This window comes from Paenibacillus sp. J31R34, from assembly GCF_059383715.1.
Genome location: NZ_JBXENU010000006.1, coordinates 462285 through 479150 on the forward strand (window position 1 = coordinate 462285; position 16866 = coordinate 479150).

The 16866-nt window shown below is 37.9% G+C and carries 15 protein-coding genes; 1 reads left to right on the plus strand and 14 read right to left on the minus strand.

All coding sequences use genetic code 11. The features are described from left to right. Positions 1 to 9: 9 nt before the first annotated feature. The 10 genes from AC50YG_RS19120 to AC50YG_RS19165 all read right to left on the minus strand — a co-directional run bounded on the left by AC50YG_RS19120 (position 10) and on the right by AC50YG_RS19165 (position 12166). Positions 10 to 2532 carry a hypothetical protein gene (locus AC50YG_RS19120; protein ID WP_494828694.1) on the minus strand — a complete coding sequence of 841 codons (2523 nt, stop codon included), beginning with the start codon at positions 2530 to 2532 and terminating at the stop codon, positions 10 to 12. 11 nt (positions 2533 to 2543) lie between these two features. After that, on the minus strand, positions 2544 to 4724 hold the full coding sequence (locus AC50YG_RS19125) for a hypothetical protein (RefSeq protein ID WP_494828696.1): 2181 nt from the start codon (positions 4722 to 4724) through the stop codon (positions 2544 to 2546). A 61-nt stretch (positions 4725 to 4785) separates the two neighbouring features. Further along, a complete protein-coding gene (locus AC50YG_RS19130) occupies positions 4786 to 5592 on the minus strand; it encodes an acyltransferase (RefSeq protein ID WP_494828698.1) in 807 nt (268 codons plus the stop codon). 11 nt (positions 5593 to 5603) lie between these two features. Beyond that, complete coding sequence (locus AC50YG_RS19135) at positions 5604 to 6428, minus strand: LicD family protein (protein ID WP_494828700.1); 825 nt, start codon at positions 6426 to 6428, stop codon at positions 5604 to 5606. A gap of 61 nt (positions 6429 to 6489) precedes the next feature. After that, on the minus strand, positions 6490 to 7521 hold the full coding sequence (locus AC50YG_RS19140) for an NAD-dependent epimerase/dehydratase family protein (protein ID WP_494828702.1): 1032 nt from the start codon (positions 7519 to 7521) through the stop codon (positions 6490 to 6492). Between the two features lie 23 nt (positions 7522 to 7544). Next, entirely contained in the window at positions 7545 to 8270 is a 726-nt protein-coding gene (locus AC50YG_RS19145; protein ID WP_494828704.1) for an IspD/TarI family cytidylyltransferase, read from the minus strand. 650 nt (positions 8271 to 8920) lie between these two features. Further along, a complete protein-coding gene (locus AC50YG_RS19150; protein WP_494828706.1) occupies positions 8921 to 9070 on the minus strand; it encodes an S-layer homology domain-containing protein in 150 nt (49 codons plus the stop codon). A gap of 5 nt (positions 9071 to 9075) precedes the next feature. Beyond that, the gene (locus tag AC50YG_RS19155; protein ID WP_494828708.1) at positions 9076 to 10668 is read right to left on the minus strand and encodes an ABC transporter permease; all 1593 of its coding nucleotides are present in this window, start codon (positions 10666 to 10668) and stop codon (positions 9076 to 9078) included. Next, on the minus strand, positions 10665 to 11549 hold the full coding sequence (locus tag AC50YG_RS19160) for an ABC transporter ATP-binding protein (RefSeq protein WP_494828710.1): 885 nt from the start codon (positions 11547 to 11549) through the stop codon (positions 10665 to 10667). Before AC50YG_RS19160 ends, AC50YG_RS19155 begins: the two co-directional genes overlap by 4 nt. Before the next feature lie 272 nt (positions 11550 to 11821). Beyond that, positions 11822 to 12166, minus strand: coding sequence for a winged helix-turn-helix transcriptional regulator (locus AC50YG_RS19165; protein WP_494828712.1), 345 nt, complete (start codon positions 12164 to 12166; stop codon positions 11822 to 11824). Between the two features lie 153 nt (positions 12167 to 12319). Here AC50YG_RS19165 and AC50YG_RS19170 point away from each other — a divergent pair, with 153 nt between their 5' ends. After that, positions 12320 to 12673: a DoxX family protein gene (locus AC50YG_RS19170; RefSeq protein WP_494828714.1), complete on the plus strand. Its 354-nt coding sequence runs from the start codon at positions 12320 to 12322 to the stop codon at positions 12671 to 12673. Between the two features lie 83 nt (positions 12674 to 12756). On the opposite strand, the gene AC50YG_RS19175 is transcribed toward AC50YG_RS19170, so the two are convergent. The 4 genes from AC50YG_RS19175 to AC50YG_RS19190 form a co-directional block, all read right to left on the minus strand. Beyond that, positions 12757 to 13728 carry an MBL fold metallo-hydrolase gene (locus tag AC50YG_RS19175; RefSeq protein ID WP_494828716.1) on the minus strand — a complete coding sequence of 324 codons (972 nt, stop codon included), beginning with the start codon at positions 13726 to 13728 and terminating at the stop codon, positions 12757 to 12759. Between the two features lie 262 nt (positions 13729 to 13990). After that, entirely contained in the window at positions 13991 to 14665 is a 675-nt protein-coding gene (locus tag AC50YG_RS19180) for a hypothetical protein (protein WP_494828718.1), read from the minus strand. A 97-nt stretch (positions 14666 to 14762) separates the two neighbouring features. Further along, complete coding sequence (locus AC50YG_RS19185) at positions 14763 to 16037, minus strand: sensor histidine kinase (protein ID WP_494828720.1); 1275 nt, start codon at positions 16035 to 16037, stop codon at positions 14763 to 14765. A gap of 122 nt (positions 16038 to 16159) precedes the next feature. Beyond that, entirely contained in the window at positions 16160 to 16858 is a 699-nt protein-coding gene (locus AC50YG_RS19190; protein WP_494828722.1) for a response regulator transcription factor, read from the minus strand. Positions 16859 to 16866 lie beyond the last annotated feature (8 nt).

A 16866-nucleotide genomic window follows, 5' to 3' on the forward strand; every position in this document is an offset into this window, starting at 1 on the left:
AAACCATAATTAAAGTTTATCCATTAAATATTGATGTATTTTCACACCACAAGTTCCATCCATATTGTTAACAACAACCTCATATGCTCTTTTCTGTTCTTCGGAGTTAAAGACTTCTTCTTTCCATATTCCCTCTAAAAATTGTTCAATTCCAATAAAATGATTTTCTTGACTTGCATAAGGAAAATTCCCACCACAACGACCAAACTCAATCATAAATGGTTCATTTATTTCAATGCTGCATTTTGTTATAGTATAATTCTGAGAAATAGTATTAATGATTAGCAAGCTGCTGTTATATGCAGTCATCGCTAAAATACGTTCGTTATCTAGCCTCTTAACAAAGTAATAATTATTTTTCCAATTAAAATAAGCTGCTTGTCTTTCCCCTTCATTATAAGGAAAATTTAATTTGTACTCGCTCATATTTCCAGTCAAAATATCAATCTTCAAAATCATGTTAGAATTTTTAGGAAATACAAGCATGTACTCCCCACAATGAATAATATTTAAAAATGCAGCTTTATCCCCTTTAAATCCTTCTGGAAAGTTGGTGTACTCTTTCGTCTCTTCGGTTTTTCTATTCCACCTGACGATGGATTTACTCTCATTAGGTATTAGCCAATAATCTGACCCATCGAATTCCATTCTATAATAGTTATTTCCTTCTCTGCCTACCCTATATACATGCAGCTCTTCGGTATCCATGTTGAATTCGATAACTGCATTTGAATATGCCGAAGCCATTAGAAGCAAGTTATTTTCAATATACATGGCATTTATAAACTCGATATTTTCCCCACTATTTTCTTTGTGATATTTTTCAAGCTCAGATATAATGTTTTCATAAAATTTGAGATCATCTTTTTTAACATTATATCTAACCAATGCTTGATAGTAATTTGGGAGGAAGAACAAATTGTCCTTATATTTTATTATTCTTGAAAGCTTCGATTTTTCAATTTTCGTCGTTTTTTTAAGGGCAATTTTTTTAAACTCTTCTTTTTCTAAATCGTACACGGCCAACTCATTTGCTCTATGAGGAGCCATATACAATTTATTATCGATTTTTATTATATCGTGATAAAGCCTCTCTCCAAACATAGATTCCCGAGGAACACTCCCTATAATTTTTGTTTTCCCCGTTTCTATCTCCATCTTGCACAAAGCATTATAATTAGAGTGCATAAACCATAAAACCCCATCTTCAATATGTACATCTAAGCATCCTAATAAATTCTCATTTATATTTTCATGCTCCAATTTATTTACAAGCTTCATATCTAATAAAAATATAGGCTTACCAATAACCCCAAACAAATGAACGATCGACGAGCTTTCTTCTCCAATATAAGCATCCGATATGGCGACTGAATGTGACACATCGGGTGTCTCATCTAAAATTCCAATTTGATCTATAATAAATTTTTGCTCTAAATCACAATAAGCTTGGTATAATTGAGGCATTATTGCCTGTAAAGTAGCTTTAGTTAAAGGATGTGGTCTCCACAACAAGACCTCATTTTTTCTATCTCTAAAGCACGAAAAAACATACTCCATTTTTTTTATTGCATCTTCTTTATACTCTATAAAGGAAGATATACTCGTATTATAAAAAATCACCTTACTGTTCTGAATTTTCCGAATCCACTCTTTGGATATTTCCTTTTTATCATGATGAACAGCTAATATTTTGTCGACTTTTGGTGACCCCAATGCAACTAATTTTTCTAATGGAATTTTTTGTTTGTAAAAATCTATTAGTTCATGAGATTGTATAATGATTTTATCTACATTATGATAGGCTGGAAGGAATCTGAAGCTATTCGAAACAGATCCTCCAGTCAAAAAATATGGGATATATACGAGCATTCCCGTATGCTTTTTTAATTCAGCTGTATAAAATGTAGGATGAACAGAAGTAACTCGATTATTTTTATCAAAGGGATTATGAATATATATAATATCGGGTTTTCTTTCTTCGAAGTTATATTTATTAAATGAGGTAATCGGAATATCCACTTGCATATCCGTTCCTTCATATTTTAGGACCGCTTGAGAGCCCGCTACGAATTCGTAATATGGAAGGGGAATGATATAGCAAGTACAACTAGGATCTTGATTTGCTGCCTTCCAAACGCTCTCCATTGAGTCCCACATAGACGCTTGATAAGGCAAAAATACAATCTCATAATTAACAGATATTTGATTTTGAATATAGCTTTTAACGTGACTCAGCTGGCTATCTATTATATAATAAGCGGAATTGAAATCAAATTCAGAGCTTTCTAAATTAACGCTGATTTGATAAATAATTTCACAATACGCTTCTAATTGTTCTATAACCTCGTTAGTGTCCTTTTCATTCTCCTCAATAGCTGTACCAATTGAAAGGGCACATTCTTGGCATGTTACTAAAACCTCGTAAGCATCTGCATATTGCTGTAATTGTATTAATTCCCTCAGCTTTTCGTTTGCATTTTTCAATATTTCATTTAAATTTAATATTTTATCTTTTACGAATTTCCTCACATTTATATCCCCTAAATGATTCTATTCCAAATATTTGTTTGCATCTCAGAAGCAAAACTATCATAGTAAGTAAAACCTTTATGGGCTTCCTTTGTTACAATAGATTGCTTTTTTTCCATCATCCTACTCATAGTATCTGCCATTTTCAAATTTATATGATGCTTATACCAGTCCTCGTCCAAGAGTTCTAAATCCGTTATAAATTCTAAAATCCCTTTTTGAATCTCTTTTATGTAGCTATAATTATATTCACTATTTTCAATAAAGCATGCTCTTCCCTGATCGTCAAAACATTTTAACTGACCCTCAGCTGAGGAGTAGACGACTTCAAACAACTGATACGTTCTTTCAAACCAGCTATGTGATTGAAAATCATTGTCTCCATACATACTCTGTATATTTTTCATAGTAGAAATAAATTCATTTGGAACATCCTTTACTGCATAACACACTAGCTCTACATGTCTATTTAAAAGCTTACTTAGGCTATACACACTAGTTCCTTTTGTATATAAATCAAAAAAGAATATTTTTTCATATTCAAGAAAATTGTTTTTTTGTATGTACTTTAAATAATTATTTCTTTCTACGACTGCATTATTTAATATACTTTGTTTATATTTTAGTACTTCAGTGATAATTTGAGTTCTATCCTCTTCCTCTGAAATATCCATAAGGGATCGGTCTAACGTACAATTTTGTGTTCCAAAGGAAATACCTAAGCGTTGCTCTAAAACCTCTTTTAAACTACCTCTCGACAGCTTGAAGACTGATTTTACGATTTCAATAATATCACCTTCTGTCTGAATACAGGCCACAGTTATCGCCCTTCTTGAAATATAAAAATATTGGCTCGGCGGGAGGTTTAAGTGTTTATTCTTTTCACTAAAGTTTTGATATATTTCATTGAGTAAATAACCATCTCTTGAGGAAAAAAGAATAACCGCATCACTATTCTTTCTTAGTTTTGCAACCATCCATGTTAAAAATTTTGTTGTGATTGTCGCAAAACAATAGTACCCTAATTGAAACATGCTCTCTATATTCAATTTACCTTTAGATTGAGACAGGTCAAATGGATTATTAAATGCCTTTGCAGCAAATATTCCTATTTCTATATTATCATTTATGCTTAATGCTTCTACATTTACATGACTGACGGATGACTGTTTGAACATATCATAAGCACTCATAACATAAAAAGTGTCTATACCATACTGTGCAGCCATTTCAATATCCATACTTTTGTCGCTTCCAACATGCAATATCGACCTATTTCCCACTAAGTTAATAAAATACTCATATAAAGAGCCATCACTTTTCCTCTTCTGAAGATCACTCGAAACAAGCAGATGGCTAACATCAATACCTATTATGGAACTTTGCACAAGTAGCTCATGTATTTGCTCTAAAGATAAGTGAATATCCGTTATCATATATATTTCTTTACCTTGTTCCCTAGCATACTCAAAAGCATTAACCATGCAATTCCTTTTTATCACATACCTTTTTTCGATTTCAAACTCCTGATTCATTATTGAACATGCTAATCGCTCAACTAGGTGAGTATTTAAACTTATTTGTTCATATATTTTTTTAAATGTTGGAACTATACCTCGTTCTTTCAGTTGATGTTCTGCCTTCATTCTTTCTCTTTTAAATGGAATTATAACGTTTTTCTGCTTCAATTCACTCTCTAAAACATCCCAAATGTGTTCTGGGAGCAGGACTTTTCTCATGATTAATGTATCAAATATATTAAAAGAAATAATATCATGGCTATCTATTTCTTTTTTCAACATATTATAATTCGAATCCCAATAGAAATTCTTGCTTACTAGATTTTGTTCAACTCCAGCACTATCGTCAACTTTCTCGCCAAAAATATCGTATATATCTATTCCCTTATTTTCAACATATTTAATTCGGTTATATATTAGTTTTATAGACTTCACTTGCGCAACGATTATTATGATTTTGACCTTGTCTTCAACTGATTCCAGTGACATGACTTCTTTTCCGTAAACACTTTTTCCAATCCTATCATTCGCAACAATTCCAACTATATTATAATCTAGCGCTTTCTCTAGCAAATACTTCGTATTAATGCCTAATCCATACAAAGCTATAGGAACTTCTTTATGTTCTGAAAATTTCTCATTAAATATCCGATATATTCGTTCCAGTTCCATAAAGAATTCATACCTTCCTGATATTATGTATATGTCGAGACCACTCTCATTCATTGATAAATCAGAAGCAAAACCTATTTTTTGCTTCCTTTTTTACTAAGGTTTCTTTTATAAACTGCAATTTTTCTTCAGTACCTCCCGAACTATTTAATTGGGTATTAAAATTATTGAATTTTATTCTTTGGCTAGGGTCATGTTCATAAATATATTCTGTACTGTCGCATATCTGTGAAGCTAATATCTCTTCATTTGAATACATATGAACAGAGTCACCATGGAAAAATATATTTTCTCGTATCTTTTTCACTGGATTGCCGGCATAAATCGAATTAGATGGTATTCGTTTATTTGAAACAACCGATGCTGCCCCCACAATACTTCCAGAAGCAATTTCACTTCCTTTTAAAATCAATACTTGTTGTCCTAACCATACATGATCGCCAATCAGTATTCCTTTGCTGTTATTCACTCTTTTTCTGGTGGAAGCGTCATATATTAAATGAGCATCTGATGTTCTAATCCAGCAATCGAAAGAGACCAAACAATCATTTCCAATAACTACGCTTTGCTGTTCAGAAACAATGGTATTGAGTTTTTGATTTATAAAATTATCTTTACCTAAATATAATAATGAATCATTATAAATAACTGAATTCAATAAATAATCATGTTTACTCTCATTTAAATATATAATAGCATTACTTCCGGAAAATTTAATCATGCTGTTAGTTATATTCACATTTTCCTCACAGTATAGTATATTTCCTTTCCCCACAAAATGTATGACTGAATTTTTCATTTTCGGTTCACCATAGATTTTATTTTCTGATAATTTATCTAAATCGCTTTGTTGATTGACGATTTCCATTATGAACTCTCCTATAATTCTGGCTCAACTAGCTGGTATTTCGAACAAGGAATATGTGGAATTCTATCCTCAAGCGGCGGCAATGTCATGTAATCCCCGTATACTAATCGTAAGTAATGGTCATACTCGCTAAATCCCCAGAATAGATAACCTTCAAATTCTACTTGAACTCTATTTTCATAAAAGCTTTTAGGGGTACCATTTTTACACCTTAAGGGATACTCTCCTGTCATTCTTCTTATCAATTCTGTTTCAGTAGCATTATACTTTTGGGCGATGAGATTTCTAAAACCAAATACCCAGTTAGTCGGTAAATAAGAAAGTATTGTATACCATTGTCGCCAAAACCAATTAGAATGCAGCACTTTTCCTGCTTCGGACCATAACGTTTTTCTAATACAAAAGCAGATTGCACGGTGGATTTCCCGCATAATTGAACCATCAGGTACATTATCAACTATCATGATATCCATAAAAATACCTGTTTTATATTTCATGTGTTCATGTCCAGCTCTTACAAATTCTGTGTCTTTTCGCCTTAACCTCGCATACCCCCACCGATAATATGGATCTAACTCATAATCCTGCAAGAAAAAACGTCTAGCTTCTAAATCATCTCGACAGGCTTTCTTAAATCTTTTGTATTCATATCTATGCATAATTACATCAATATCCGGATCCCACGGTATAAACCCCTTGTGTCGAATGGCACCTAAAAGAGTGCCACCATCAAGCGAATAAACGATGCCATTTTTATTGCATATTCGGTCAAACTCAATCAGCATTTCTAACATAATTAATTGGATTTTTCTAAAATCCTCATTTGGAATAATCATAATTATTTACTGTATCCTTTTCATCGATTATAAATTCTATTGCTCTTGCTTCTGTAATCATTTAACTTTGCATATATTCAATCATTCGACTATACATTTCTTCCATTCCAACTTTGGCACTCCACCCAAGCTTATTCATTTTTTCAGATGATAAATGTAGCTTTGATGGCGGAGGGTATCTATTAATTTTTTTTTCATCAATTTCAACCCTAACTACTATGCTTTCATTCGCTACTTTTCTTGCAACGAGCTCAGCCATTTCTCTTATTGTCATATGATTTACTTCATTTGTAATGTTGTATGCTTCTCCGTTTTCACCGCTTAAGAGTAGAATAACAAGAGCCCTAATAACATCTGCCGTATAACAGCAGTTTGTTTCACTTTTACCGCTTGTATGAAGAATTATGTCTTTTTGATCAATGACACTTTTTGCGAACTGAGCAAAAACCCTGTTATCTGTCTTTGAAACTCCTGCACCAAAGGTTTGCGCCAACCTGGCAATTTTTACGGGTACCCCATATTCTGAAAAATAACTAAAGCAAATAGTTTCAGCCATTCTTTTTCCCATAGGATAGCAGCTTCTCGCATTGAGAATATCTATATAACCTAAATCTGTTTCGCTGGTTTTAGTATGGCTAGAACTTGTTTCCCCATAAATCTCCATCGAGGAAAGATAGACAACACTTTTCACTTTCTTTTCATGCGATAGCTTCATTATATTAGATGTTCCCAGCGTTATTCCCTCAGTTACTTCTACTGGTTTTTCTATCATCATTTTTGAGTTAGTAACTGCTGCACAATGAAATATATAATCTATATCTTCTAAGATTATCGGTATGTTGCAAATATCACCTCTAACTAATATTACATTGCAATGTCCAATCATCCCTTTTGCTTTCTCCTCATCACGAACAAGCGCAACCAGTTTAATATTCCGATTCTGTGTTACATTCATAAAATCAAGAAAGCGAATTAACAGTGATCCTAAGAATCCTGTACCGCCAGTAATAAAAACCGTCTTATTATCCACTTTATCCCAAGGTATATTAGAATCCATTATATTTTCGAAATCCACTTTTAATACCTCATTCATTCAATCACCCAAGTTCTATGGAATTATAAACCAAATATTTGCGAATTCTCTTCTGCTTCAAATAAAGCTCTAAAAATATAATAATCTGAAGGTGTCGTTATTTTCACATTATATGTTGAGCCCACCACTGTATATAATTCATGACCATAGTACTTCATAAGAGAGGCAGAGTCTATCATCCAGTTAATTCCTTCGCCTATTGCTAGGTTATGGGCTTCCATAAGGTTACTTAAATAAAAGCATTGAGGAGCCTTCGCAATTCTTGCCTTGTCTCTATTAGCTATTTCTGCAATCCTTCCATTATCATCTATGGAACATATGGTTTCGACTGCATAGCTGACTGTAATAGATGAGCGATTTTTTTTAACCATTTCTATATTATTAGTAATTAACTTATCGTCAATTAAGGGCCGCACGCCATCGTGCATAATAATGATCGTTTCCTCAGAGTTTTCGCACTCATTATAGACTGCTTTTAAGCCGTTATAGGATGATAGTTGTACTGTTTCCCCACCTGCAACCAACCATTTCACTTTCTTAATGGCATTTCGTTTGATTTCATGTTTTAGTTGCTTTTCCCAACCTGGCACACAAACTACAGCTATATTATCAACCATAGGATGTCTTTCAAAATGCTCCAATGTATGAATAATGATTGGTTTCCCATGCAGCTGCAGAAACTGTTTAGGCTTGGTTTTACTATTCATTCTTACTCCTGTACCTCCAGCAAACACTACTGCTGTTACCATATTTTACATCACCTTCTCTTTTCATTGGGCTTATGTTCTTTAATTTATTTAGATTCTCATTAATATATATCGGTAAAATGAAAGGTTATATTAGTTAAAACAGCGCATAAAATTACTTTAAGCAAACATATTTAAACCATCGATTAATCGAGCCCTATTGGTTTGAAATCAGGCAATTGACTACGTGATAAATTTTTATTAAAGGCTTGTTAAACCAGCCTTTTTTCAACTATAGTGTGCAACTGTTTTTTACTTATAAAAAGGTTTACCGCGAACTTTTTAACGGCAAGTTTTGAAAAAAGATTACCTTTTTTGAGCATCCTTTTTGTTTATTTACTCTACCACTTTTCTATCACTTTTACTATTCGGTTATTTGAATTTTGATTTTCCACTAAGTATCCATTATCGCAATTTGTATCTCCTATCTACTGTTCGGAAATACGGCAGCTTATTTTTATATTAGCTGCTCCCTTTTTTCTACGTTTCTTGTTAAAAGCGGTTAACACAAAAAATCTATCTCAGTAAAATAAGTAGGCTGCCGAAGCACCTGCTTATTTTACTGAGATAGATTAAACGGGCAGGATTTTCAAAATACCCATTAGATCTGCTTTTGTATGAATAAGAATTAAGTCAAGCTATCCAAAAACGTTTTAATTGCGGATTAAAGCATTACCATAACCGCCAAACCCCTCTGCACTAGACAGAGTCTTGATCGCCTCTTCAGCCCAGTGTCCGGTAATGTCGGAGAACTCGGCCTCGATATTCGCTTCCTTAGCTTCAGTGAAACAACGGTACGTCATACCATTTAACTATACATTTTCGCTTGTCGCACTCTTCCCATGACGGCCAGCATCAGCAAGATTATAGTGGCTAGCAGGTAATAGACGTATATCCCTTGATCCAGGCCTTGCGGTGTCGACCCTATAAAATCCAAAGCCTCCCACTTGTTAAAGGGACCTAGATACCACAGCAGCATAAATACCACTTGAAACAGCTTACCATTCCCCGACCAAATGCCCAATGCTACAGCTAATGCAGGTATAAACAATCCACCAACGGCCATGGCCATTAAACTATCCCATTCACCCGCAATAAGAAAACGAATGAGGGCACCGCTGCCCGTCAAATAAGCCACAATAATGCCACCCAGCCACAATCCGATAAATGTATTCCGAACGGGATGCACCGCTGTAAAAATCAATGAATGGGTACGGTAATACGTTTCATTTGTCCCCATGGTCGACCAAATGAGGATAGGCAGCAGCCAAGTAAAAGGGACAACATACGCTGCTACGGTTTCAATCGGTAATACTAATCCTAATACGATCATAACTAGCGCTGCCAAGTACCACCACAAACGCTGCCCTTTGAGCATCAGACGCAGTTCTAGAGCTAATGTTGTAAAATAGTTTGTTTTCCACTTTGCAGTCGCATAAGGAGTTAACTTTATATCCGTGTCCCTCCTAGATGCGAGCTTACTGTGCGGCTCTGCATTTTCCGTTTCATTGGACTTGCTGGTTTTATTTATTTTAACGTAACGTGTCAGATCAAACCGGTGAAAAAAGAATGAAGCCACTATTGCAATTATGACTGCCGCAGCAAGCCAAGCATACCGTTCTATAAACATCTGAATCGTCCAATGTACACCGTTCCAGTTGTAGGTTAGCAGCTCTCCCCTCAAGGGGCTTATCCCTGAGATATGGCCCCCATGGCTATTAGAAATCCTTTCATTCGCCTCACTCGACATGTTGATAATGATTGGCGAAATCCCGAGTATGTCCTTGATAGAATGAGTGGCATTAGTCGAGAAAATCAGCGAAAAGATCCATATTATAAAATATATTAAATTGCCTAATCCCTTACGCAGCCATGGTACCGCTTCAAAAAAGATAGCAATTGAAGCCACCAAAGCCATCGTTGGCAAGGTCGAATACATAAATGGAAGCCATAACGCGACCAAATCAACCGCGTAATCTTCCCCTCTAATCAGCTGCATGGCAAGCGCAGATACCATTAATACAGCAACGATAGACAGCAAGTATACGAAGTTGCTCCACATTTTACCCATGGTGTACATCCATCTAGTAATCGGAGTCGTCGCAATAATTTGCCCAACCCCAGTCTGCACATCTCGTTCTATTGCATTTTTCACTAGAAAAAACGCCGGAAGACTTAATAGCATGGATGCTAATACCGCTACTCCACTCCCGACCCATGCAGAGTTGTATAGGCCGCGCATAGATTGCAGCGATAGGGTTAAATAATTTTCATCACTTGAAGGGATGTACTTATATACGAGGAACATGGACAGGAGCACAGTCATCAAAAAGCTATAGCGCCGAACCCTTTCCAAATAGTCCGCCTTCATCATATGAAAGAGAATACGAAGCGAGGTCATGCTATTGCCCCCTGCTTGCTTGCTGAAATGTAATACAAATACGCATCCTCTAAGGTTGGCGTCACCAAACGGCTCTCCGCTGAAGGCTGCGTATCGGCAATAACCCTTACACGCACCCCTTCACTGGTTTGAATGGTGCTGCTGACCAGCAAATGTTTGCGCACCTCCACCCATGTATGACTCGGTATTAGCCACTCCCACACTTTCCCGACCGTCGCTGCTAATAATTCGCTTGGTGCTGCCTGTATGACACTTCGTCCTTGGTTGACAATGGCGATATCGGTCGCGGTCGCTTCGATGTCGGATACGATATGGGTGGATAAAATAACAATACGTTCTCCTGATAGCTCGGATAGGAGATTACGAAACCGAATACGTTCCTCCGGATCAAGTCCCACCGTGGGCTCATCCACAATTAATAGCTTGGGATCGTTCAGCAACGCCTGTGCTATGCCCACTCGCTGTCTCATCCCGCCTGAAAAACCGTTCAACGGTTTTTTGCGCACCTCATGCAGATTAACCAGGTGCAGCAGCTCGTCAATTCTTTTTCTTGCGATTTTATATTCCAGCCCTCTGATTGACGCCAAATATTCCAAAAACTCAACCGCATTTAAATGCGGGTAAACGCCAAAATCCTGTGGCAAATAGCCTAAAATGCGTCGTACAGCATTGGGATCTTTCGTAATATCGATACCATTCCAGCTCACCTTTCCGCCTGTTGGCTGGGTAATGGTCGATAGAATTCTCATCAATGTTGATTTTCCTGCACCATTCGGGCCAAGCAATCCCAAGACGCCTGTTTGTATCTCTAGGGATAAGTCCCGAAGCCCATAAAAATCCCCCTTATATTTCTTGCTCACGCTTTCAATCAATAATTCCATAATTGCCCCGCCGCCTATATGTTATTGGAATACCCCAGAGTAAAGATCCTTTATGTTATCCTCTGCAACTTACTTTAACTAAAAATTACCTTTTCTGAATCTGTCTTAGGTTCCGTTCAATACTGGACCTTGGTCTCGGAGAGAACGGAGGGGTGGCGATAGACAACAAGAAAAACCGTCAGGGAGACGCGTCCTGACGGTTTGTTACTTCAATATGATTTAACGCTGGCCGGGCTTATATAACCGCCACCCTCAATCCTTTTCCACCCAAATTAATCCCTTGAACGACCTTCTCCGTGCAGCTCATTCATATGCTCGCTATGAGTCTCTCCCCAATCGTTAAGTGCCTGTAACACGGTACTCAAGCCTTTGCCGTATTCTGAAATGGAGTATTCCACTTTCGGCGGAATTTGGTTATACACCTTGCGATAAACGATGTCGTTATACTCAAGTTCTCTTAATTGCTGCGTGAGCATCTTTTTATTGATATCCGGTATTGCTCTTTGCAGCTCGCTGAATCTCATGATGCCGTTCGAAATAAGCTGAAGCAGAATGACTGACTTCCATTTCCCCACTAAAATATCCAGTGCCGATTCAAACTTGCAATATGATTTCATTAAAGCCCCCCATTTCTTCATTTCCTTATGCTTGGTTAAGGTAACCTTTTGTTAACTATGTTTAGATAAAGTGCCTACTTCCTTAAATCATGGACTAAGGTCTATTATACCTTTAGCAAGTAGCGAAAAAGTAGTTAGGAGGCAGCATGATTCATGAATATCGCGTTATGGATCGTTCAAGGTCTAGCAGCACTGGGTTTTGTTTACTCAGGATGGTTGAAGGCATTTCAGTATGAAAAAGCCAAGGCTTCTTGGGGATGGGTAAAGGACGTTTCAAAAGGGTTTGTAGTTTTTATTGGATTAGCAGAATTACTCGGGGCAATTGGCATCATTCTGCCTCAAGCGACAAATATCTCGCCGGTGCTGACGCCAATTGCCGCAACAGCACTTGCCGTAGTCGTTCTCTTCGGTGCCCTCTTTCACATGAAGCGTAAGGAATATCGAGAAATTAGCGTGAACATCTTCTTCTTCGCGGTCGCTGTATTTGTTGCGATCAGTCGTTTTTAGGTAGTCGTTCTATCAAATAAAAACAACATCCCGTCCGAATATTAACGGAAAAGGATGTTGTTTGGGGGGCGTTTAGCGTTAACTTATGGCCAGGAAATTTCACCTTTGATTACCTGAGCGCTCATCTCCAAGTCACCTGTATTTTTGAAGTCTGGATGAGCCTTTTCCATCGCCGCAATCAGCTCTTTGGAATCTTTGGCCTTCTCTGCCGCTGCTTCAAATTCAGCAATGTAGTCTCGGGTGAAGGTTATACTGGATACCTCTCCGGAGCTCTCACCCAGGTAATGACCAGGGATAGCCCGTTCCGGATTCAGCGCTAAAATCTGGTCCAAAAGCTCGCGCCAGTGATCACGACTCTCTGGAGTCTGGTTGTCTGCCATCCACACATGCACGTTTTCGTAAATTGGAACACCGCCAAGGACCGTCTTTTTGGAAGGCACCCAGAGGACCGTATGAGACGGATCTGAACCACCAAGACCGATTACCTGTATAGCTTCGCCATCTACTGTCAGTTGATCTCCGTCAAGGACATCAGGAATGATCTGAGCTGTCGGGGCGTTTTCTTTCAAAATCGGATTCCAGTAATCATTCTTAATCTGGATCGTTTCTTTAATCCCTTCCACAGTAAGCGGGGTAGCGACAATTGTTACATCTGGAAATGCTGATTGAATTTCTGACAGACCAAAGTAGTAATCTGGGTCCTTATGGCTGATATAGACTGTAGTCAGTTTCTTTCCGGTGTCTCGAATCATTTTGACCAATTGCTCGGCATCATTCTTTTGGAATTGGGCATCGATGAGCACCACTTCATTCGGCCCTTCGATCAGGCTTGAAGAGACAGGGAAAATACTGCTTTCTCCTGGATTGAATGTCGTAATCTTAAGATCCACCGCCGCTGCTTTATTTTCTTCGCTCGCGGTGTTCGTGGTAGCCGTCGCAGCATTCGCAGCATTCGTTTCAGTATTCGCCGTACTCGCTGTACCCGAGCATGCGCTAAGTATGAACATAAAACAAACTAACAAAATAACTCCAATTGATGATTTCTTGCTTAACATTTACAAAACTCCCTCTCTTTATAAACCAAATGTTCCTTTCACACTTCATTAATGTAACAATGAAAGTTACAGGTTAAGTTGTAATTATTATAGTTACAAACTATCCGCTTTGTCAAGTATCTTTTCAAGGTGAGGTTAATTGCTATGCAGCCAAAATCAGACATGCAATAACCTTTGCCAAAAAACAAAAAACGAGCCCCTAAAATCTCTTCTAGGGCTCGTTTAGCGTTTAGGGAATCATTTTACGTTCTGATTGCAGAGCTTAGTCCAAAAGCGAGTACATGAGGATGCTTTTAACCTTGGCATCTTTTATGTAAAATGTCATAACATCCGCATAATTCGCCGTTTCATACTGAAAAACAGCCTCTTCGCCAGGTGTTCCGTTTCCAAACAGATGACCATCGGGATAGGCTTCCCTTAGCTTCTTGACACTATCGCCGACTTTGATATTTCTAACCGTGGAATATTTGGAGTCGGTCATTTTAATATGGAATATATAGAACTTTTTGTCCTCAGTCGCATCAATGGTTTTTATCTCAAGCCCTGAAAATTTATATCGCTTCTCGGTAAAACCAAGCATTCTGTCTATATTTAAATCATCGTATTTGGAATAGGTGTGGGATTTTTTCTCGACCGCATTTCCCAGCATGCTTTCAAGCTTTTCATCATCAACAATGTCAGAAATAGCGACGGTGTGGTCGTTATAGACAAAGGCAAGCTCCTTTAGAATTACATTCCCGTCCTTTTGAATGATGCCCTCCTTGATTACCTCGGAACCAGAGCCATTGCCAGCTGAATGACCGGGTGTTGGACTGGCCGAAGTAGCAGTGGAGGCAGCCGCCTGCGAATTATTCTGATTGGTCTGGCAGCCTGCCAAAAGTGTCGTACGCAATACGACTAGCAACATCAAGGCTGTTGATTTTCTTAATGCTTTCATTTTTACTCCTCCATAAATTAAGTTATTTCATCTTATGGGGTTATTATAGGAAAACCGTTTATTAATGTAATAACAAACATGTATCATTCTTGTAACTTCACAGCAACGGAAGAACGATGGAAACGGTGGTTCCTACATTCACTTTGCTTTCAATGCTCAAATGCCCGTTGAACTTCTCAGCTATTTCTTTGCACATGGATAGGCCAAGTCCCGATCCTTTGGCAGCATTTGAATTTCTGGCTCTGTAGAACCTTTCTTGGACCCGTGCAATCTCATCCTCATCAATCCCTATACCCTGATCGCTTATTTGTATGACCGCTTCATTCTGCCGGATAAACGTTTCCATTCTTATCTGCGTTTTGGGATTGGAATATTTTATAGCGTTGTCTAGAATATTTGCAATGGCGTGTGACATCAAGATTTGATTTACATATACGAAAGCCGATTTGCCCAGCTTAATAACCAACTCTATATCCTTATTTTCGGCTCTTCCTCTCATATCTGCTGCCATTTGGTCAATTAGATTAGATAAATCGGTCTTTTCCGGGCCAATCTCCTCCGGGCCTGCCTTGTCAAACCGGGATAGCAGCAATAACTCATTGATGAGCAGGGTAAGTCGGTCTGATTCATTTACAAGATGAGCATAGATTTTTTGCAAATCCTTATTCTCATTTTCACCCTCATATAAATACTGGGAGAACCCTCGGATAGCAGCGAGCGGTGTTTTCAATTCATGAGATACGTTGGAGACAAACTGCTTCTGATACTGTATATAGTCGCTCAGTTGAATACCCATCCGGTTTAATCCTGCTGCAAGCATCCCCAGCTCGTCCTTCCTGTTCAATTGCACCTGCTGAAACTGTTGCTTGGAGAAGCTCTCTGTTGCACCAAGCAGATATTTAATCGGTTTTGTTGTATTACGGGCAATGAATAAACTGGAAAGAGTGATCAGAACAAGGAATCCACCTGCCCCAACTAAGAGGATATAACGAATTTTGTCCATGATATCAAAAAAGTAAGAGATGTCCTCCACGAACTCAAACACAAAAACATTCTGATAATACTTATCCTGAATGGGTATGGAGAAATACAGCTGATGATTGTCTGTGATCGTGTAAGAATAATTCCCCTTTAGGGCATTTTGGATATTCCCCGGAAAAATCAGGGGTGTCCCGTCATTAATGATGATTCCATCCACCGCTAGTCCCAACAGCTTCTGATTACTGTCATAGATCCGCACTTCCTTGCCTGAAGCCTTTAACCTTTCCAGAGCGCTTCTTGGCACATCCGAGACTTGCCCCTCCACAGATGCTATTTCGTGCTTTACCAGTATCTCTCTAAATGACAACTCGTTTAAATTCGCTTTTTCCATCATTTGCTTTTCTATGGTCGCGAAGCTGAAGTAATCAATCGCTTTATTGACTGAAATAATAATAACGGCAAAGGACAATACCGAAAAAAATAAATAATTCAACAAAAGCCGGGTTGCATATTTCAGGTGGAGCCACCTCCAAGCTGATAACCAAATCCGTAAATGGTTTTCACGTATTTTGGATTTTCAGCGTCATCCTCCAGCTTCTTCCTTAACCGCATGATCGTCATATCTACGCTGCGACTGTCCCCCAAAAAATCATATCCCCATACGATCTCCAGCAGTTCATCCCTTGTAAAGATTTTCCTCGGCCTTCTCAGCAGCGTTTCCAAAATTTTAAATTCTTTTGCTGTCAGCGAAATCGGGATTCCGTTTTTCAGCACCATCCTGGTTTCCAGATCAAACGCCAGTTCTTCATGAGTAATCCGAGTTTCTTCGTCACTTTTTGTCGGATCGATGTTCTCATATCTTCTAAGCACAACTTTGATTCTCGCAATGAGCTCCCGATTATCAAATGGTTTGGTCATGTAATCTTCTGCCCCAAGCTCAAGTCCTAAAACTTTATCTATGATTTCATTCTTTGCCGATAGCATAATAACTGGAATCGCTTGCTTCTTAATGATTTCCTTGCATAGATCATAGCCGGAGTAGTCAGGCAGCATTAAATCTAGTACGACCAAATCCGGCTGAAAGGTATCTAACATTTTAAGTCCCATACTGCCATTCTCTGCGGTCTGCACCCGAAAGTTTTCTCTTTTGAGCACAAGCTCAATTAAGTCTCTAAGTGCCGCTTCATCATCAATTACAAGAATTTTTTTCACTTGATCCC